Here is a 17,817-nt window from a genome sequence, read left to right on the forward strand (position 1 = left end):
CAGTGGGCCCGCGCCGTGCGGCCCATGGTCATGGTCTTCACCCTGATCGCCTTCCTCGTCACCTGGATCTTCGACGCCAACGTCGACGCCCAGGGTGGCGCCTACGCCACCGGTGTGCTGGTGCTGATCAGCTCCGCCGCGATCGCCGTGACCATCGCCGCCCGCAAGGCCGGCCAGCGCAACTGGACCATCGCGTTCGCGGTGATATCGGCGGTGTTCCTCTACACCACCGTCGTCAACGTCATCGAGCGGCCCGACGGTGTGAAGATCGGTGCCTGCTTCATCGCCGGGATCATCCTCGTCTCGCTGCTGTCGCGCCTCGCCCGGGCCTTCGAGCTGCGGGTGACCAGCATGACCCTGGACGACCTGGCGGAACGATTCGTCCGGGACATCGCCAGCCGGAAGATCCGGTTCATCGCCAATGAGCCCGACAACCGCGATGCCGCGGAGTACCGCGACAAGATCGAGCAGATGCGCGCCGACAACGACATCACCCCCCAGGACGACTTCGTCTTCGTGGAGGTGACGGTCGGCGATCCTTCGGAGTTCGAGGCCGGCCTGACGGTACGCGGCGAGGTCCTGCACGGCCGCTACCGCGTGCTCACTCTGGAGTCGTCCTCCATCCCCAACGCCCTCGCCGCGCTGATGCTCCACGTCCGCGACACCACCGGCTGCATCCCGCACATCTACTTCGAGTGGACCGAGGGCAATCCGTTCGCCAACTTCCTGCGCTTCTTCCTCTTCGGCCAGGGAGAGGTCGCCCCCGTCACCCGGGAGGTGCTGCGCGAGGCGGAACCCGACCGCAGGCGGCGACCGCGGGTTCACGTCGGCTGAACCGGGCGCGGCGGGGAGGCGGCGTACGTGTCCGGCAGCTGAGGCGGCGAGAGCCGGGAATCACCCGTCTCCCCCGGTGTTGAAGCCCTTGTGAGCCCCGTGATCGCAGAAGCCCGTTTCTCCGTACTCGACCGTTCGCGCACCCGCGAGGGGCACGACGGCACCGAGGCCCTGCGGGACACCGTGCGACTGGCCCAGGAGGTCGAGGGGCTCGGGTACCACCGGTTCTGGGTCTCGGAGCACCATGGTGTGCCCGGCGTCGCCGGATCCGCGCCGACCGTGCTGGCCGCGGCCGTCGCGGCGGCCACCCGGACCATCCGGGTGGGGACGGGCGGCGTGATGCTGCCCAACCACCGGCCGCTGGTCGTGGCCGAGCAGTTCGGCGTGCTGGAGGCCCTCTTCCCCGGCCGGATCGACATGGGTCTCGGCCGTTCCGTCGGCTTCACCGACGGGGTGCGCAGGGCACTGGGTCGCGACAAGGACGACGCCGACGACTTCGCCGGCCAACTCGCCGAACTCCTGGGGTGGTTCCGCGGCACCTCCCCCACCGGCGTCCATGCGCGCCCCTCCCAGGGTCTGACCGTGCCGCCGTTTGTGCTGGCCCTGGGCGAGGGCGCGGCGATCGCCGCACAGGCCGGGCTGCCCATGGTCATCGGGGACCTGCGGAACCGGGAGAAGATGCTCCGGGGAATCGAGCGCTACCGGGAGACGTTCCGGCCCTCCCCCTGGGCAAGCGAGCCGTATGTCGTGGTCTCGGGCACGGTGGCGGTCGCCGCCACACCCGAGGACGCCCGCCGCATCCTGCTCCCGGAGGCGTGGTCGATGGCGTATGCGCGGACCCGCGGCACATTTCCGCCCCTGCCACCCGCGGAGCACGTGGAGTCCCTCACGATGAACGCCAAGGAGCGCGGCTTCTACGAGGCCGGGCTCGCCGGTCACATCGCCGGCACCGAGGAACAGGTCGCCCGGGAGCTGGAGAACCTGATCAAGGAGACCGGGGCGCGGGAGGTGCTCGTCACGACGAGCACCTACGACCGCACGGCGCTCGTGGACTCCTACCGGAGACTGGCCCGAATCGCCGGACTGGGTGCCTAGGCCGTCGCCTCTCCCAACGGCCCCGGGGCGGCGGCAGCCGGCCGTGCGGGCGGTCAGAGTCCCAGGTCGCCGAGGCCCGGGTGGTCGTCGGGCCGGCGTCCGAGCGGCCAGTGGTACAGACGCTCCGACTCCTTGATGGGCAGGTCGTTGATGCAGGCGTAGCGCTTGCGCATCAGGCCGTTGTCGTCGAACTCCCAGTTCTCGTTGCCGTAGGAGCGGAACCAGTTGTCCGAGTCGTCATGGCATTCGTAGGCGAAGCGCACGGCGATGCGGTTGCCGTCGAAGGCCCACAGCTCCTTGATGAGGCGGTACTCCAGTTCCCGCCCCCACTTGCGGGTGAGGAAGGCGATGATCTCGTCGCGGCCGTCGACGAACTCCGCGCGGTTTCGCCAGCGGGAGTCGACCGTGTAGGCGAGGGCGACCTTCTCGGGGTCGCGGGAGTTCCAGCCGTCCTCCGCCTGCCGCACCTTCTCCACGGCGGTCTCCCGTGTGAAGGGCGGGAACGGAGGGCGTGCCGCGTCTGCCATGTCGTCTCCATCGAATGAGGGCGTCCCGGCGACGCCGGCCGGAGAACGCTCGTTCTCCCCTGACATCCACCGTATGAGAACGTCCATTCTCCCGCAAGGGCGGGGGCCGGGCGCGCCCCCGGTCCGAAGCAGCAGTCATGACGCGGTTCACCCGCCGTTCCAAGCTCTACGGCGCCGCCCTGGCCCCCGTCGCCGGTCTGGCCCACGGTGACCCTCGCGGCCACCGCCGGTGCCGCTCCCGCGACCGCCTCGGCCGGCAGCACCGCGCACAGGAGGCCGACCGTGGCGCTCGTCCACGGCGCCTTCGCCGATGCCTCGAGCCGGAACGGCGTCGTCAAGCTCCTGGGGCACGACGGCTGTCCGGTGACCGCTCCCGCCAACCCACCGCGCGGACTGAACAGCGACTCCGCCTGCCTCTTCCCGTCGGCGGGGTGTCACACCAGAGGGATGGTCACCTCGTCCTCGACCGGCGGGTCCAGTTCCTGGCGCAGATTGCCGGTCGCCGCGAAGCAGCGCAGCCGGACCGCCTGGGGGGTGACGTCCAGGCGCAGGAAGTTCTTGAAGAACGGCGGGCTGTAGGTGGCCGAACTCGGGGAGAAGAGCCGGGTGTAGACCTTGCGCACCGGCAGCCGGAACCGTGAGGTGCGATCGGGGCGGCCCCCGGCCCCCAGCAGCGAGGCCACGAGCCGGATGCGCAGGGTGACCCGGACGGGTGTGCCCGGGGTGCGGGTCGGGGCGATGCCGAGGCGCCGGGCCATGACGGCGGTCGCCTCCGCCTCGGTGAGGGTGAAGAAGCGCCGCAGCCGGAGCCTGCGCCCGTAGAGCCGGCTGTAGAAGGCGAGGGAGTCGCCGCGCAGCGGGTAGCAGCGGAACTCCCGCTCGGTGACGTTCGCCACCGACACCCGTGGGATGGTGTGGGTGGCGTGCATGAAGGCGCCGCCGCCGCCGGAGACCACGTACTGGATGGTGCGGCCGTCCACATCCACCGGATAGCGCTGGTAGTTGTGGATGTCACCGCCGATCGCGGCGACATAGTGGTGGTCCGGGTCGCGGACCACGTCGTCGACCGTGCCGCCGCCCTCGATGGGACAGGGATGGTGTTCGCCGTCCACGTACAGCGGGGAGCCGGTGACGAGGATCTTGGGCCGGGGACCGCGCGAGACCTCGCGCAGCCATCCGCCCTGTTCGGCGTCGAGGGTGCCCAGCAGGCCGGTGTCGATGCCGACGATGCGGACGGGACCGGCGTCGATCGCCCAGTACGGCCCGGGCTGGCGGGCCTGCTGAGGGGGAGCCGGACGCAGCGCCCGCGCCTCCGCCAGGCGTTGTTCGTCGGGGGAGCCCGGCCGGTGCCACAGCAGGGAGCGCAACCAGGCCCGGCTCGGCGGGCGGGGCGCGGGCTCCGGGGCGGGCGGCTGCGCGTCGCAGAAGACGCGCATGAACCCGTGCAGGTCCTCGTACCAGTCGTGGTTGCCGGGTATCGCGTAGATCGGCGCCTGGTAGTCCCGGTAGGGACGGAAGAACTTGGTGCCGTAGTCGGCGGTGGCCCCGACCGGATAGATGACATCGCTGGCCACCACGGTGAAGCGGGTTTCCTGACTCATTCTCAGGAAACCGGGCACCACCGCGTACTGTGGGTCGTCGCCCTCGCCGGTGTCTCCGATGACCATGAAGGAGAAGCGGTCCGGATCGTCGCGCCGGATCACCTTGTCGGCGGGCGCGCCCGCCGCCTGCTGCTGCTCGGCCCAGCGAGCGCGGGTGTGTCCCGTGGGGTCGCCGAACCAGGAGGCGAGCACCCCGTTGCGGGCCGCCCAGAGGGTCTTCGGGTCGAGCCAGGAGAGTTTCTCGACCTGACGGGGCATCAATTCGTGGTAGCTGCCGCGTTCCGCGGCTCCCCAGCCGGCACCCTCGGCCGTATCGCGTGAAGATTCGGACACCCCAGCACCGTAGCAATGATCTCCATGGCGGAGAGAGGGGAGGCCCGGGAGGTCACGGGTGGTACCGGAGCGGTCCCGGCGGTCCGGCCGCCGTCGAACGGGACGACGGCCGGACCCGCTGGACTTGGGTGACCGCGTGTCAGCTCCGGGTGGAAGGAGCGGTGTGCCCGTCCCCCGGGAGGTCCAAGGCCCGTTCGGCGTCCAGGGCGAGGGCGCGCCGGTCGGTCCCGGGACCCGGTGCCAGCACCGGCACGACCCGGACCTCCGCGACAAGCCGGCGCGCCGATACCACCCGCCACAGCGACGACAGCAGGGAGTCGCTGCCCACGAACGCCGGCGCGGTGCTCGCCGGACCGCCGTCGTGCCGGTAGTGGAGCCGCACCGGCTGAACGGGGACGCCCGCGTCCAGTGCGGCCTGGAAGGCCGCCCGCCGGAAGTACCCCTGCGATCGGCCGCACCAGGTGCTGCCCTCGGGGAAGACCACGACCGCCGACCCGGCACGCAGGCCGTCCGCGATCCGGGCGACCGTGCCGGGCAGCGCCCGCAGCCGGTCGCGGTCGATGAAGAGCGCGCCGCTGCGCGCGGTCAGCGCACCGGCCACCGGCCACTGCCCGACCTCGACCTTGGCGAGCATCCGGCCGGGGCGGACGGCGGCGAGCAGCGGGATGTCCAGCCAGGAGATGTGGTTGGCGACCATCAGCAGACCGCCGTGGGACGGGGCGGCGCCGGTGATCCGCACCCGGACGCCGGCCGCGCGCACCACCGTCCGGCACCAGGCCCTGATGATCCGCTCACGGCCCTGGACGGGAAGCCGGCACACGAGCGGGGAGAGGACGGTCCCGGCGACCACCAGGGTCAGCAGGGCCGCGAGCCGCAGGACTGCGCGCGGTGCCGCGGCAGCCGACGCCCTGTCGTCCACGCACGAGCGCGGGGTGCAGGGGGCGCTGGGCAGCCACGCGCTCACGGGAGCGGCGGCCGGGGGGTTCGCCTCGGAGTGCCGCGGCCCGGGCACCGCCGTGCGCGCGCCGGGGCTCGCGGGCGCCGGAGTCCCGCGCCGTGGACGCAGACCCGGCCAGGGACGGGAGACGGCCTGCGCACCGGTCCTGGACACGGTCGTCACGCCGGCACAAGGGAGAGGAAGTGCCGCAGATAGCGCGGGTTGACCCGGCGCATCGACAGCAGGACACAGAGGTCGGCAACGCCGAAGTCGGGGTCGTGCGCGGGCTCCCCGCAGACCCAGGCGCCGAGCCGGAGGTAGCCGCGCAGCAGCGGGGGCAGCTCGGCGTGCCCGCCCGGGGCCGGGGTGTCCGGCCGCCAGGGCAGCAGCGGACGTACGCGGTACTCCTCGGGGGCCATGTGCTTGGCCTTGACCCGCTCCCAGGTGCCCGCGGCCAGCGCACCGCCGTCGGCGAGCGGCAGGGAGCAGCAGCCGGCAAGCCACTCGTGACCACCGTCGATCATGTAGCGGGCTATCCCCGCCCAGATCAGTCCGATGACCGTGCCGTCGCGGTGGTCGGGGTGGACGCAGGAGCGGCCGACCTCGACGAGCCCGGAGCGGATCCCGGCCAGCGGGTCGAGGTCGAACTCGCCCTCCGAGTACAGCCGCCCGGCGATCGCGGCCCGCTCGGGCGGCAGCAGCCGGTAGGTGCCGACGGCCTGGCCGGTCACCGTATCCCGGACGATCAGGTGGTCGCAGTAGGCGTCGAAGGCGTCGACGTCGAGGCCGGGCTGCGGGGTGGACAGGAGGGCGCCCATCTCCCCGGCGAAGACGTCGTGGCGCAGCCGCTGGGCGTCCCGGACATCAGCCTCGTCACGGGCGAGGGAGACGGTGTAGCGGGTCGGTGCCACGGGCGGTGGGGGGCTGGCGAGGGCGGTAACGCCGGTCATGGCTCACTCCTGGTCACGGGCCGATTCGGCGGGGCGGCTGCAGACCGGGCTGTGCGGTCTGTGCGCTCCTGTTCTTCCGATGCCGGTTGGCCTGTGCGTGACCGCTGCCAGGAGGGCGGATGTGGGAATGTTGAATGCCAGGGGCGGCCGATGGCGCCGGGCGGCGGACCGGCGGGCTCGGGAAGCGCACCGAGCTGCCGGCGGGACCGGGGTTGAGCACCACGCCCGGTCCCGCCCGTCCGCACCCTGCCGGCGAACGTGATACGGCCGGCGACGCCCGTCCCAAGCGGCGCCGGCCCGTCCTCGTGGCGGCGAGCCGCCGTCGTACCTCGTAGCGGCGAGCCGCCCTCGTAGCGCCGGCCCGTCCCCGTAACGTCGGCCCGTCCCCGTGAGCCGGCCCGTCCTGGCCGCGTCCTAGCGGCGGCCCGCCTTGCGGGTGGCCCGCAGCCACTCCTTGTTCATGCTCGTGATGGAGACCAGCGGAATGCCCTTGGGGCAGGCGGTGGCGCACTCGCCGGTGAGGGTGCAGCCGCCGAAGCCCTCCTCGTCCATCTGCGCCACCATGTCCAGCACCCGGGTCTCGCGCTCTGGCGCGCCCTGCGGCAGCACATTGAGGTGGTTGATCTTCGCCGAGGTGAACAGCATCGCCGCGCCGTTCGGGCAGGCCGCCACGCAGGCCCCGCAGCCGATGCACTCGGCGTGCTCGAACGCGAAGTCGGCGTCCGCCTTGGGGACGGGTGTGGCGTGGGCCTCGGGCGCGGAGCCCGTCGGGGCCGTGATGTAGCCGCCGGCCTGGATGATCCGGTCGAAGGCCGAGCGGTCGACCACCAGGTCCTTGATCACCGGGAAGGCCGAGGCCCGCCACGGCTCGATGTCGATCGTGTCGCCGTCCTTGAAGGACCGCATGTGGAGCTGGCAGGTGGTGGTGCGCTCCGGGCCGTGCGCGTCGCCGTTGATGACGAGCGAGCACGCCCCGCAGATGCCCTCGCGGCAGTCGTGGTCGAAGGCGACCGGGTCCTCGCCCTTGAGGATGAGTTCCTCGTTGAGGGTGTCCAGCATCTCCAGGAAGGACATGTCGGACGAGACGCCGTCCACCTCGTAGGTGGACATGGCTCCTTCTGCGTCGGCGTTCTTCTGCCGCCAGACGCGCAGGGTGAGCTTCATGCGTAGCTCCGCTGGGTGGGATGGACGTACTCGAAGACCAGGTCTTCCTTGTGCAGGGTGGGTGCCGTGCCGGTGCCGGTGAACTCCCAGGCGGCCGCGTAGGCGAACTCCTCGTCCTTGCGTGCCGCCTCGCCGTCCGGGGTCTGGGACTCCTCGCGGAAGTGCCCGCCGCAGGACTCGGCGCGGTGCAGCGCGTCGAGGCACATCAGCTCGGCGAGCTCCAGGTAGTCGACGATGCGGTTGGCCTTCTCCAGCGACTGGTTGAACTCCTCACCGGTGCCCGGGACCTTGAGGCGCCGCCAGAACTCCTCCCGGATCTGAGGGATGCGCTCCAGGGCCTTGCGCAGGCCCGCGTCCGTACGCGCCATGCCGCAGAACTCCCACATCAGTTCGCCGAGTTCGCGGTGGAAGGAGTCCGGGGTGCGGTCGCCGTCGACGGACAGCAGCAGGTTCAGCCGGTCCCCGGTCTCGGCCAGCACCTCCTGGACCGCGGGGTGGTCGGGCGTGACCTCGTCGTGGTGCGGATTGCGAGCGAGGTAGTCGTTGATCGTGGACGGCAGGACGAAATAGCCGTCCGCGAGGCCCTGCATCAGCGCGGACGCGCCGAGACGGTTCGCGCCGTGGTCGGAGAAGTTCGCCTCGCCGACCGCGAACAGGCCCGGGATCGTCGTCTGCAGGTCGTAGTCGACCCACAGGCCGCCCATCGTGTAGTGCACGGCGGGATAGATCCGCATCGGCACCTCGTACGGGTTCTCCGCGGTGATCCGCTCGTACATGTCGAAGAGGTTGCCGTACTTCTCCTCGACCTTCCGGCGGCCCATGCGCTTGATCGCGTCCGCGAAGTCGAGGTACACGCCCTGGCCGCCGGGGCCGACCCCGCGGCCCTCGTCGCAGACGTTCTTGGCGGCGCGGGAGGCGATGTCGCGGGGGACCAGATTGCCGAAGGAGGGGTAGATGCGCTCCAGGTAGTAGTCGCGCTCACCCTCGGGGATCTCGTTCGGCGGCCGATTGTCGCCCTTGGCCTTCGGCACCCAGATCCGCCCGTCGTTGCGCAGTGACTCGCTCATCAGGGTGAGCTTGGACTGGTGGTCGCCGGTGCGCGGGATGCAGGTCGGGTGGATCTGTGTGAAGCAGGGGTTGGCGAAGTAGGCGCCGCGCCGGTGCGCCCGCCAGATGGCGGTCGCGTTGGAGTTCATGGCGTTGGTCGACAGATAGAAGACGTTGCCGTAGCCACCGGAGGCGAGGACGACGGCGTCCGCGAAGTATGTGTCGATCTTGCCGGTGACCAGGTCCCGGGCGACGATGCCGCGTGCCCGCCCGTCGACGACGATCAGGTCGAGCATCTCGGTACGCGGATGCAGCTCCACATTGCCGGCGGCGATCTGCCGGGAGAGCGCCTGGTAGGCGCCGAGGAGAAGCTGCTGGCCCGTCTGGCCACGGGCGTAGAAGGTGCGGGAGACCTGGACGCCGCCGAAGGAGCGGGTGTCGAGCAGGCCGCCGTACTCGCGGGCGAACGGCACGCCCTGCGCCACGCACTGGTCGATGATCTCGACGGAGATCTGGGCGAGGCGGTGGACGTTGGACTCACGGGCCCGGAAGTCGCCGCCCTTGACGGTGTCGTAGAAGAGGCGGTGGATCGAGTCGCCGTCGTTGCGGTAGTTCTTCGCGGCGTTGATGCCGCCCTGCGCGGCGATGGAGTGGGCGCGGCGCGGGGAGTCCTGGTAGCAGAACTGGACGACGTGGTAGCCCTGTTCGGCGAGGGTGGCGCCCGCGGAGCCACCTGCGAGGCCGGTGCCGACGACGATGATCGTGTGCTTGCGCCGGTTGGCCGGGTTGACCAGCTTGGCCTCGAAACGGCGGGTGTCCCAGCGCTCGTTGATCGGGCCCTTCGGCGCCTTGGTGTCGGTGACCGGTTCGCCGGTCGCGTAGTCGGTGTATTCGGCGGAAGCAGTCATGTCAGCTCACCACTCCGGTCATGACGCCCACGGGTACGGCGATGAAACCCGCCGTGAGCAGCAGCGCAAGGACATTGGCGATGGTCTTCAGGGCACGGTCGCGGGTGCGGCTGCCGATGCCGAGGGTCTGGGCGGCGCTCCAGAAGCCGTGCCGGATGTGCAGGCCGAGAGCGAGCATCGCGACGATGTAGATGATGTCGCCGTACCAGGTGGAGAAGGTGTCCACGACGTTCTGGTACGGGTGGCCCTCCTGGAAGCCGCCGGAGTGCACGGTGCCGGTCGTCAGGTCGAGCAGGTGCCAGACGAGGAACAGACCGAGGATGATGCCGCCCCAGCGCATGGTGCGGGTGGCATAGCCGGCCCGCGGCCTGCGGTGCACGTACTTGCTCGGGCGCGCCCTGATGTCCCGGCGGCTGAGCTGGTAGGCGGAGACGGCGTGGGCGACGACGGCGATGATCAGCACGACGCGGATCAGCCAGAGCGTCCACTCGTAGTGCATGAAGGGTTCGCCGACGGTACGCAGCCAGTGGGCGTAGTGGTCGAACTCGCCCGCCCCGAAGAAGATCTTCAGGTTCCCGATCACGTGGGCGATCAGGTACAGCAGCATGATCAGGCCGCTGACCGCCATGACTGTCTTCTTGCCGACGGTCGAGTCCCACACGGTGCGGGCCATGGACGGCCGTCGGTCCGTCCGCGTTGCCAGAGCCATGGCAAGAACGCTAGGGCCGAAGATACCCATCGGTCCAAGAGATGGTCCGGCTTGTTTCGATAGGCTAGGCCTATCCTTGCCGCATGCAGTTCCAGCAACTCCAGTACTTCGTGGCGGTCGCCGAGACCCGGCACTTCACCCGGGCCGCCGATCTGGTCCATGTCGCCCAGCCGTCGCTGTCGCAGCAGATCAAGGCGCTGGAACGGGAGCTGGGGGCGGATCTGTTCCTGCGGGCACGGGGCAACATCACGCTCACGGACGCGGGCGAGGCGCTGCTGCCGCTGGCCCGCCGGATCCTCGCCGACGCGGACACGGCCCGGCATGAGGTGCAGGAGCTGGCGCAGCTGCGCCGGGGCCGGGTACGCCTCGGCGCGACGCCGAGTCTGTGCACGGGCCTGCTGCCGGATGTGCTGCGCGCCTTCCACGACCGCTATCCCGGCATCCGGCTGCTGATCGAGGAGGGCGGCTCGCACGATCTCGTACGGGAACTGGCGCGCGGCGCCCTCGACCTGGCTCTGGTCGTGCTCCCGCTGCCCTCCACGGGGCCCGCGCTGACCACGGTGGAGCTGCTGCGCGAGGACCTGGTGGTGGTGTCCTCGCCGGACGCCCCGAGGCCCGGCGGCGGCCGCCGCACGGTCCGCGTCCCGGACCTGGAGGGCGAGCGCCTGGTCATGTTCCGCCACGGCTACGACCTGCGGGAGCTGACCGTGGCCGCCTGCCGCGCCGCGGGCTTCGAGCCGGACTTCGCGGTGGAGGGCGGCGAGATGGACGCGGTGCTCGGCTTCGTACGGGCCGGGCTCGGGGTGGCGGTCGTACCGCGCATGGTCGCCACGCGCTCCGGGCGCGGCCTGCGGGTCACCCCGCTGGCCCGCCCGGGGCTCCACCGTACGATCGCGCTGGCCCACCGCAGCGATGTGGCGCCGCCGCGGGCGGCGAGGGAGCTTCAGCGGATGCTGCTGGAGCGGTGAGGAAGCCGCCCGCCGGCCGTGCGCTCGGGCCACGACCCCGGCCATGCGCTCGGGCCAGGGACCGCCGGCCTGAGCACGTCCTCGCACCACTGCCGGAAGCCGGTGGGCGCGGTCCGCGAGCCGTTCGACCGCACCGGCCTCGACAGCCAGACGCCGGCCGTCGAGCCGCGCGTCGCCGTGCTCGCCGCCGGCCACCCGCCGGCCGCCCGGGAGCGCGTCCTGCTCGCCGACCTCGGCCTGGGCGCCGGCGACGTGCACCGGTTCCTCGACGAGATCGCGAGCGTGGTCCGCGACCTCGCCCAGAGATGCTCACCCTTGTGGCGCTGGGCGACCTGGTCAGCCTGCTGCCCGCCTCGGTCGCCGCCCGTTACCTGCGCCCGGGTGTCGTCGACCGCCCCGTCCCGGACGCACCCCCCGCGGTGCTGGTGATCGCCTGGCCGCGGCAGTCCCGTTCGACGGCCATGGCGGCGCTCGTCCGTACGGCCGCCCACGTGGCCGAGGTCGTACGCGAACGGACCGAGCCCGAGTCGTGCGCACCGCCCGCGCAGTCCCTGCGACCGTGGGGGGTCAGCCCCTCGCGTCCACCAGGGCCAGTTCGTGCAGCCGCTCCGGCGGGCCCGGGCGGGCGTAGTACCAGCCCTGGGCCGTGTCGCAGCCCAGGATGCGCAACTGCTCGGCCTGGGCCCCGGTTTCCACGCCCTCGACCGTGACCGCGAGGTCCAGGCTGTGGGCGAGGGAGACGATCCCCTCGACGATCTTCAGATCGACGGGGTCCGCCGGGCACTGCTGCATGCTCTGGGTGAAGGAACGGTCCAGTTTCAGGATCCGCACCGGAAGCCGGCGCAGATTGGCGAGGTTGGAGTACCCCGTGCCGAAGTCGTCGAGGGCGATGTCCACCCCCATCTCGGCCAGGCACCGCAGGGGTTTGAGCAGGTCGTCGTCCGCACCGATGAGTGCCGACTCCGTGACCTCCAGGCAGAGCGCGTCGGGTTCCAGACCCGCCTGCTGCAGGATGTCCACCGTGTCGGAGACCAGCCCGGGATGGGTGAGCTGGCACGGCGACAGATTGACGTTGATCCGCAGCGGGCCCTTCTGGTCGTGCTTCTTCTGCCACGCCCGGGCCTGCCGCACCGCCTCCTGAAGGACCCACCGGCCCAGGGGCACGATCAGCCCGGTCCGCTCGGCGAGCGGGATGAACCGGTCGGGGCCGAGCACGCCGTGCTGCGGATGCAGCCAGCGCACCAGGGCCTCGGCGCCGTGCACGGTGCCGTCGCCGAGATGGACCAGCGGCTGGTACTCGATGAAGAACTCGCCCCGGTCCAGCGCGGTGGGCAGCGCCGTGGTCAGCCCGTGCCGGGTGATGGCGCGGGCGTCGGCCTCGGGGTCGGCGAGCTCGAAGCGGTTGCCGCCCGCCGACTTGGCCCGGTACATGGTGATGTCCGCGCTGCGCAGCACCTCCGCGGGGCCACGCTCCTCCACGGGTCCCTCGACGATGCCGATGCTGCCGCGCACGGTCAGCTCCCGCCCGTCGATGCTGATCGGAGTGACCAGCGCGTTCATGATCCGCCCGACGAGTTCATCGACCCCGCGTTCGGTGTCCGGTCCGGTGGTGAGCGCCACGAACTCGTCGCCGCCGAGCCGCGCCACCATCTCACCGGGCGCGGTGGCGCACGCCTGGAGCCGGTCGGCGACCTCGACGAGCAGCCGGTCGCCGGCCGCGTGCCCGAGGCTGTCGTTGATGGCCTTGAAGCCGTCGAGGTCGAGGTAGCAGAGGCCGAACCGCTGCCCCTCGCCCGCGGCGAGCGCCTTCTCCAGGCGCTCGAAGAACAGGGTGCGGTTGGGCAGGCCGGTGAGCGCGTCGTGGGTGGCCTCGTAGCGCAGCCGCAGGTTCAGCAGGCGCCGCTCGGTGGTGTCCTCCATCAGCGCGAGCTGGTACTGCGGGTTGCCGTCCGCGTCCCGCAGCAGGGACACTGTCAGATTGGTCCACAGAACCGTGCCATCGGGCCGGCAGAAGGCCTTTTCGACGTGGTAGTGGTCGCGCTCGCCCCGGACCAGTTCGTCGTACAGGCGCCAGACCTGCGGCGCGTCGTCCGGGTGGGTCCACTCGGAGACGTTGCGCCCGCGCACCAGGTGCTCGGAGCCGCCGAACATGCGCAGCAGCGCGCCGTTGACCTCCAGGACGTTGCCGTCCAGGTCGGCGATCCCGATGCCTATGGCCGCGCCCTCGAACACCGCGCGGAAGCGGGCCTCACTGGAGTGGAGCGCCTGCGCCACCACGCCCTGGGCGGTGAGCGCGGCCTGCGCGATGACCTCCTGCTCGGCGAGCGTGCGCTCCTTCAGGGCCGCCGCGAAGCCGGCGGCGATCGCGTGCTGCAACCGCGAGGAGCGGGTCCGCAGCGCCTCCTGCACCTCCGGGGAAGCGTCCGGATCGCCGCAGTAGAGCACCAGATAGGCGTCGACGCAGTCGAGCGTGCGGCTGAGGGCCTCCGGGTCCGTGCAGTGCGCCTCCGTGAGCGCCGCACCGATCGCCCTGGCCGTAGGCGCGTCGAACGACCGGGCCCGCAGCGCGTCACGCAGCCGCCGGGCCAGCGGCAGCAGTTGCTCCTCGAACTCCGGCCGGGTCAGCGAGGTCGAGGTCACCGGGAAGACGGCCCGGCTCCAGATCGTCGCGAACCTGCGCAGTCTGTCCTCCGGCCCGCCCGGCTCCCCGCTCACGCGACGCGCCCCACGCCGCCGAATCCGGAGAAGGCGTAAGGATCCTCGTCCTCGGGTGCCGTGTCGGGCCGCCACTTCGGCATCGGCACCAGTCCGGGTTCCACCATGTCGTACCCCTCGAAGAACCGCGCGATCTCCTCGCGCGAGCGCATGATCAGCGGATTGCGGATGTTCTTGTACACATCGACCGCGCCCTCGGCGCGTTCCTGCGGCAGCGGGATCCCCTCGTACGAGGCATGCGTGAGGATGAGCAGGCTGCCCGGCGCGAGGGCGTCGCGCAGCTCGGCCACCGCACTGTACGGGTCGTCCGTGTCCTCCACGAAGTGCAGTATGGCAACGAGAAGCAGGGCGACCGGCCGGTTCCGGTCGATCAGTCGCTCCGTTTGAGGGTTCGACAGGATCTCCCGGGGCTTTCGGAGATCGGCCGCTACGACGTCCGCGTCGTCGTTCCCCTCGAGTACCGCCTGGCTGTGCGCCACGGCGACCGGGTCGTGGTCGACGTACACCACACGCGCGCCCGGGTGTGCCGCCTGGGCCACTTCGTGGACGCTGCCGAAGGTCGGGATGCCGGAACCGATGTCGAGGAACTGGGTGATGCCCTCGTCGACGGCGAACCGCACCGCGCGGCGCATGAATGCCCGGTTGGCCTGCATGATCTTGGGCAGTCCCGGCATGAACTCCAGCGCCCTGCGCGCCGCCTCGCGGTCGACCTCGAAGTTGTGCGACCCGCCCAGGTAGAAGTCGTACATGCGGGACACACTCGGCACGGAGATGTCGATGCTCCGTGGCGCCCAGGCAGGACGCTCCATGTGGTTCTCCAAGGCGTAGGCGACGGCGGAGGCGATCCGGTGTTCGAGCAGAGGCTACTGATCGTCTGCCAACGGAGCGAGCGGAAACGGAAATTGACCATCCGTTCCCGGTCACTGCCGGTGGCACGTGCCGTCGATGCCGAACGATGCCGTCGCGGGCGGAGGGTTCGTCCGCCACGAGACGCGCCCACGCCGAGGGACCCACACATAGGCACCCAGGCAAGGGGACCCATACAAAAGCGCCCGCACAAACGCGGCCCCGAAAAGAGGCCGTACAAAGGGATCCGCCCCCTCCGTGCGGTGGAGAGGGGGCGGATCCGGTCGCGCGCGTCTGTGTCCCGTTCGTCCGGCTTCTGTGTCTCACTCCCTTCCGCGATCTGGCTGACTGGGGCGAGGCGATCGATCGACCCTGGGGAGGTGATCTCTACTTGGACGCGCCGACCGGCTTTCCGTCGGGCGAGACGGCGTACCACGTGCCGCCCACGCCCTGACCGTTGGTCTCTCCGGGCGCCTTGTCACCGGAGAAGGTGTAGATCGGCCAGCAGTTGATGGTCATCTGCTTGGCGCCGTCGGGGCGGGTGAAGCCCATGAGGCCCTTCTTCTTGACGCCCTTGGTGTCCTCCGCCGAGACCGGCGCGACGACGGGCCACTTCTCCAGGCAGGCGCCCGTGCAGTTGGACACCGGCTCGGGCCAGGCCTTGTCCTTCAGGAAGCGGTAGACCGTCATGCCGTTCTTGTCGACGACGATCGGGCCGAGCTTGGCGTCGTTGCGGACCGACAGGCCGGGCAGGTCGGAGACGGCGGCCTTCTTGCCGGTGGGCGCGGTCGCGAACCAGGCGCCCTTCACGCCCTCGCCGTTGACGTCACCGGCCTTGGTGTCCTTGGCGAAGCGGTACATCGGCCAGCCGGCGATCGTCAGCTGCTTGGTGCCGTCGGACCGGGTGACCTCGCCGAGCAGGGACTTGTCGATGCCGGAGGCGACCGAGGCGCCCTCGGCGGGAACCGGCGGCCACGTCTTCGCGCAGTCGCCGTCACAGGAGGACTTCGGCGGTTCGGCCGTGTCCTGGTCGAAGCGGTAGAGGGTGAAGCCCGCGCTGTCGGTGACGATCTTGCCGAGCTTCGCGTTCTCGGCGACGGCCAGCGCACCTGCGGACTGGCCGTTCGCGGAGGCGCTCGGGGCGGTCGTGGAGTCGGCGCCGTAGCCGTTCCCGGGGGTGGTCGCGACGGAACCGAACGCGCCCGGGGCGGCGGTGGATCCGACATTCTGGCTGCCCGCCGACTGGGCGCCGTTTTCCTGACCGCACGCCGTCGTGAGCGCCAGCACGGCCGTAGCTGTCGCCACGAGGGAGGCGCTCCGCCAGGATGTCTTCATTTCCAACTCCCGCTGTCCGCTTGGGTGTTGCAGCGCTCTCTGAGCGCCGCGTATGGCCCTAGGTACGGATGGCGGCGTCCGGTGCGTTCAAGCGGGCCGCAAAATTCTTTCCGGAGGCTGTGACGCTTCTCGGCCACTCGCCGGCAGGCGCGGTACACCCTCGTACAAAGGTGCTGAACTCCCGCCGGACCCGGCACTGTTGACGAAACCGCCCGAAGCCGGATCTCCCCCCTTCGAGCCAATTCGCCCTCGCTGGGGCGTGTGCGGGGGCGGACCGGCCCATGATCTCCGTCGTGCATCGACCCGAACGGACCCGGTCCGCCCTCGTCAGGGGGGCATTGGCCGTGGTGACGGTGGCGTGGGCCCTGGTGGGCACGTCTGTCCATACGGCCTCGGCCGACGCGTGCGCGTACGCCTCGACGGGCCCGGACGGCACGGAAGCGGTGGCGGTCGCGGGCGGCGGCCACCGGCCCTTCCCCTCGCTCTTCGCGCAGGGGACGCTCCCACCGCTGCCGTGCCTGCCCCCGAGTCCGAGCCCCACGCCCACGCCCACTCCTACGCCCACGCCCGAGCCCCCACCGCCTCCCGAACCGCCGCCCCCGCCGCCACCCAAGCCCACCCCGCCTCCACGGCCGCGCCCCGTGCCGCCGTCCCCGCCACCGCACACGGTGGCGCCGCGCCCCCGTCCGGCACCGGTCCTCGCTCCCCCACCCCTGCCCAAGCCGGCCCCGCCCCCGCACCGGCCGACCCCGCGCCCCTCGGCGCCGCCGGTGCGCTACCCGGCGTACCACGCGGTGTCCCACCCGCGACCGCCGCACGACGGACCGTCGCCGCTCGTGTTCACCCTGCTCATCGCCGCGCCCGCGGTGTTCGCCATCGCCGCGCTGCGTCCGCGCTGACCCCCTGGAGGGACCCCTTGTCGGAATGGCTTGTTCTCACCCTCGCGATGGCGGCCGCCTGTGCCGTCGTGATCGTGGTGACCCTGGTACGGCAGCGCACGGCCGCCGCGGACGAGGATCCGTCCGAGACGCCCGATGTGATCGAGTACATGACGATGTGGATCGGCGTGGTGTACGCCATCGTGCTGGGTCTGGCCATCGCCGGCGTCTGGGAGGCCCGCAGTGCCGCCCAGGACCATGTCCAGGCCGAGGCCCAGGCACTGCACGAGATCTCGGAGCGGGTCCGCGTCTATCCGCCCGATGTCCGCGACCGCATCCGCGCGGACGTCAACGCCTATGTCGGCCAGGTCGTCGGCCCCGAGTGGAAGGCCATGACCGACCACGCCAAGCTGACGGCGCACGGCGGGGAACTGATCCAGCGGATCCGCCAGGACGTCACCGACTACAAGCCGGGGTCGGACTTCGAGGCGCAGGCCTACCAGCCGCTCCTCGACCAGGTGACCGCGGCCGACACGGCACGGACCGCCCGTGCCGACTCCACCGGCTCCACCATGCCGCCGGTGGTGTGGTTCGGGCTGATCTCCGGCGCGGTGATCACGATCGGAATGGTGTTCGCGCTGCAGATCCGGCGCACGCCCCGGGAACTGGTCCTCGCCGGGCTCTTCTCCGCGCTGATCGCCTTTCTGCTCTTCCTGATCTGGGACTTCGACGCGCCCTACAGCCGGGGCATCACGGCCTCCCCGGAACCGTTCCTGGCCCTGTTCCCTCATCTGCACGGGTGACGTGATCGCATCGGCACCGGCCGGGGTGGCGGGGACGGAATCACGCGCGTCCGTTCCGCCGCCCCGGCCGCGGTCGTCCGGTGTGCGAGGCCGTCACCCGGCCTACGGGTGTGCCCCATTCGCACGACTCCAATCGCGCCCCGACCTCATCTTTCCTAGCGTTTCGA

15 protein-coding genes and 1 pseudogene are annotated in these 17,817 nt (G+C 71.3%); 6 read left to right on the forward strand and 10 right to left on the reverse strand.

Annotated features, from left to right (window positions below; all coding sequences use genetic code 11):
- Window positions 1-834, forward strand: a pseudogene (locus ACIP94_RS29540) (amino acid transporter); the annotation flags it as partial.
- Between the two features lie 90 nt (window positions 835-924).
- Window positions 925-1,929, forward strand: a complete 1,005-nt coding sequence (locus tag ACIP94_RS29545; protein WP_402432223.1) for an LLM class flavin-dependent oxidoreductase — start codon at window positions 925-927, stop codon at window positions 1,927-1,929.
- A gap of 53 nt (window positions 1,930-1,982) precedes the next feature.
- Here the strand turns inward: ACIP94_RS29545 and ACIP94_RS29550 are convergent, their stop codons facing one another.
- The 7 genes from ACIP94_RS29550 to ACIP94_RS29580 all read right to left on the reverse strand — a co-directional run bounded on the left by ACIP94_RS29550 (window position 1,983) and on the right by ACIP94_RS29580 (window position 10,069).
- Entirely contained in the window at window positions 1,983-2,456 is a 474-nt protein-coding gene (locus ACIP94_RS29550; RefSeq protein WP_402432226.1) for a DUF1348 family protein, read from the reverse strand.
- A 434-nt stretch (window positions 2,457-2,890) separates the two neighbouring features.
- The gene (locus ACIP94_RS29555; RefSeq protein ID WP_402432229.1) at window positions 2,891-4,390 is read right to left on the reverse strand and encodes a metallophosphoesterase family protein; all 1,500 of its coding nucleotides are present in this window, start codon (window positions 4,388-4,390) and stop codon (window positions 2,891-2,893) included.
- Between the two features lie 139 nt (window positions 4,391-4,529).
- Window positions 4,530-5,354, reverse strand: coding sequence for a lysophospholipid acyltransferase family protein (locus ACIP94_RS29560; protein WP_402432232.1), 825 nt, complete (start codon window positions 5,352-5,354; stop codon window positions 4,530-4,532).
- Between the two features lie 152 nt (window positions 5,355-5,506).
- Complete coding sequence (locus ACIP94_RS29565) at window positions 5,507-6,277, reverse strand: GNAT family N-acetyltransferase (RefSeq protein WP_402432235.1); 771 nt, start codon at window positions 6,275-6,277, stop codon at window positions 5,507-5,509.
- A 414-nt stretch (window positions 6,278-6,691) separates the two neighbouring features.
- A complete protein-coding gene (locus ACIP94_RS29570) occupies window positions 6,692-7,441 on the reverse strand; it encodes a succinate dehydrogenase/fumarate reductase iron-sulfur subunit (protein WP_402432237.1) in 750 nt (249 codons plus the stop codon).
- Window positions 7,438-9,396, reverse strand: coding sequence for a fumarate reductase/succinate dehydrogenase flavoprotein subunit (locus ACIP94_RS29575; RefSeq protein WP_402432240.1), 1,959 nt, complete (start codon window positions 9,394-9,396; stop codon window positions 7,438-7,440). The genes ACIP94_RS29570 and ACIP94_RS29575 overlap by 4 nt, the downstream gene beginning before the upstream one ends.
- Before the next feature lies 1 nt (window position 9,397).
- Window positions 9,398-10,069: a succinate dehydrogenase gene (locus ACIP94_RS29580; protein WP_402432632.1), complete on the reverse strand. Its 672-nt coding sequence runs from the start codon at window positions 10,067-10,069 to the stop codon at window positions 9,398-9,400.
- 119 nt (window positions 10,070-10,188) lie between these two features.
- On the opposite strand from ACIP94_RS29580, the gene ACIP94_RS29585 reads away from it, so the two are divergent.
- Both ACIP94_RS29585 and ACIP94_RS29590 read left to right on the forward strand, forming a co-directional pair.
- Window positions 10,189-11,073 (forward strand): LysR family transcriptional regulator, encoded by an 885-nt coding sequence (locus ACIP94_RS29585; RefSeq protein ID WP_402432243.1) that lies wholly within the window; start codon window positions 10,189-10,191, stop codon window positions 11,071-11,073.
- An 18-nt stretch (window positions 11,074-11,091) separates the two neighbouring features.
- On the forward strand, window positions 11,092-11,502 hold the full coding sequence (locus ACIP94_RS29590) for a hypothetical protein (protein ID WP_402432246.1): 411 nt from the start codon (window positions 11,092-11,094) through the stop codon (window positions 11,500-11,502).
- Window positions 11,503-11,640: 138 nt separating this feature from the next.
- On the opposite strand, the gene ACIP94_RS29595 is transcribed toward ACIP94_RS29590, so the two are convergent.
- The 3 genes from ACIP94_RS29595 to ACIP94_RS29605 all read right to left on the reverse strand — a co-directional run bounded on the left by ACIP94_RS29595 (window position 11,641) and on the right by ACIP94_RS29605 (window position 15,969).
- Window positions 11,641-13,788 (reverse strand): putative bifunctional diguanylate cyclase/phosphodiesterase, encoded by a 2,148-nt coding sequence (locus tag ACIP94_RS29595; protein ID WP_402432249.1) that lies wholly within the window; start codon window positions 13,786-13,788, stop codon window positions 11,641-11,643.
- Window positions 13,785-14,597: an SAM-dependent methyltransferase gene (locus ACIP94_RS29600; protein WP_402432252.1), complete on the reverse strand. Its 813-nt coding sequence runs from the start codon at window positions 14,595-14,597 to the stop codon at window positions 13,785-13,787. Before ACIP94_RS29600 ends, ACIP94_RS29595 begins: the two co-directional genes overlap by 4 nt.
- A gap of 424 nt (window positions 14,598-15,021) precedes the next feature.
- A complete protein-coding gene (locus ACIP94_RS29605; protein WP_402432254.1) occupies window positions 15,022-15,969 on the reverse strand; it encodes an SCO0930 family lipoprotein in 948 nt (315 codons plus the stop codon).
- 293 nt (window positions 15,970-16,262) lie between these two features.
- On the opposite strand from ACIP94_RS29605, the gene ACIP94_RS29610 reads away from it, so the two are divergent.
- Together ACIP94_RS29610 and ACIP94_RS29615 are read left to right on the forward strand one after the other, a co-directional pair.
- Entirely contained in the window at window positions 16,263-16,868 is a 606-nt protein-coding gene (locus ACIP94_RS29610; protein WP_402432257.1) for a hypothetical protein, read from the forward strand.
- Between the two features lie 17 nt (window positions 16,869-16,885).
- Window positions 16,886-17,650 carry a DUF4239 domain-containing protein gene (locus ACIP94_RS29615; RefSeq protein WP_402432260.1) on the forward strand — a complete coding sequence of 255 codons (765 nt, stop codon included), beginning with the start codon at window positions 16,886-16,888 and terminating at the stop codon, window positions 17,648-17,650.
- Window positions 17,651-17,817 lie beyond the last annotated feature (167 nt).

Origin of the sequence: Streptomyces sp. NPDC093261, assembly GCF_044753645.1 — a bacterium.
In the GTDB taxonomy this organism is placed as follows: Bacteria; Actinomycetota; Actinomycetes; order Streptomycetales; family Streptomycetaceae; genus Streptomyces.

Bases quoted from the DNA above. Each gene is read 5' to 3' on its own strand.
- ACIP94_RS29605 (WP_402432254.1), bottom strand. From the start codon at position 15,969: ATGAAGACATCCTGGCGGAGCGCCTCCCTCGTGGCGACAGCTACGGCC.
- ACIP94_RS29580 (WP_402432632.1), bottom strand. From the start codon at position 10,069: ATGGCCCGCACCGTGTGGGACTCGACCGTCGGCAAGAAGACAGTCATG.
- ACIP94_RS29550 (WP_402432226.1), bottom strand. From the start codon at position 2,456: ATGGCAGACGCGGCACGCCCTCCGTTCCCGCCCTTCACACGGGAGACC.
- ACIP94_RS29575 (WP_402432240.1), bottom strand. From the start codon at position 9,396: ATGACTGCTTCCGCCGAATACACCGACTACGCGACCGGCGAACCGGTC.
- ACIP94_RS29570 (WP_402432237.1), bottom strand. From the start codon at position 7,441: ATGAAGCTCACCCTGCGCGTCTGGCGGCAGAAGAACGCCGACGCAGAA.
- ACIP94_RS29565 (WP_402432235.1), bottom strand. From the start codon at position 6,277: ATGACCGGCGTTACCGCCCTCGCCAGCCCCCCACCGCCCGTGGCACCG.
- ACIP94_RS29600 (WP_402432252.1), bottom strand. From the start codon at position 14,597: ATGGAGCGTCCTGCCTGGGCGCCACGGAGCATCGACATCTCCGTGCCG.
- ACIP94_RS29585 (WP_402432243.1), top strand. From the start codon at position 10,189: ATGCAGTTCCAGCAACTCCAGTACTTCGTGGCGGTCGCCGAGACCCGG.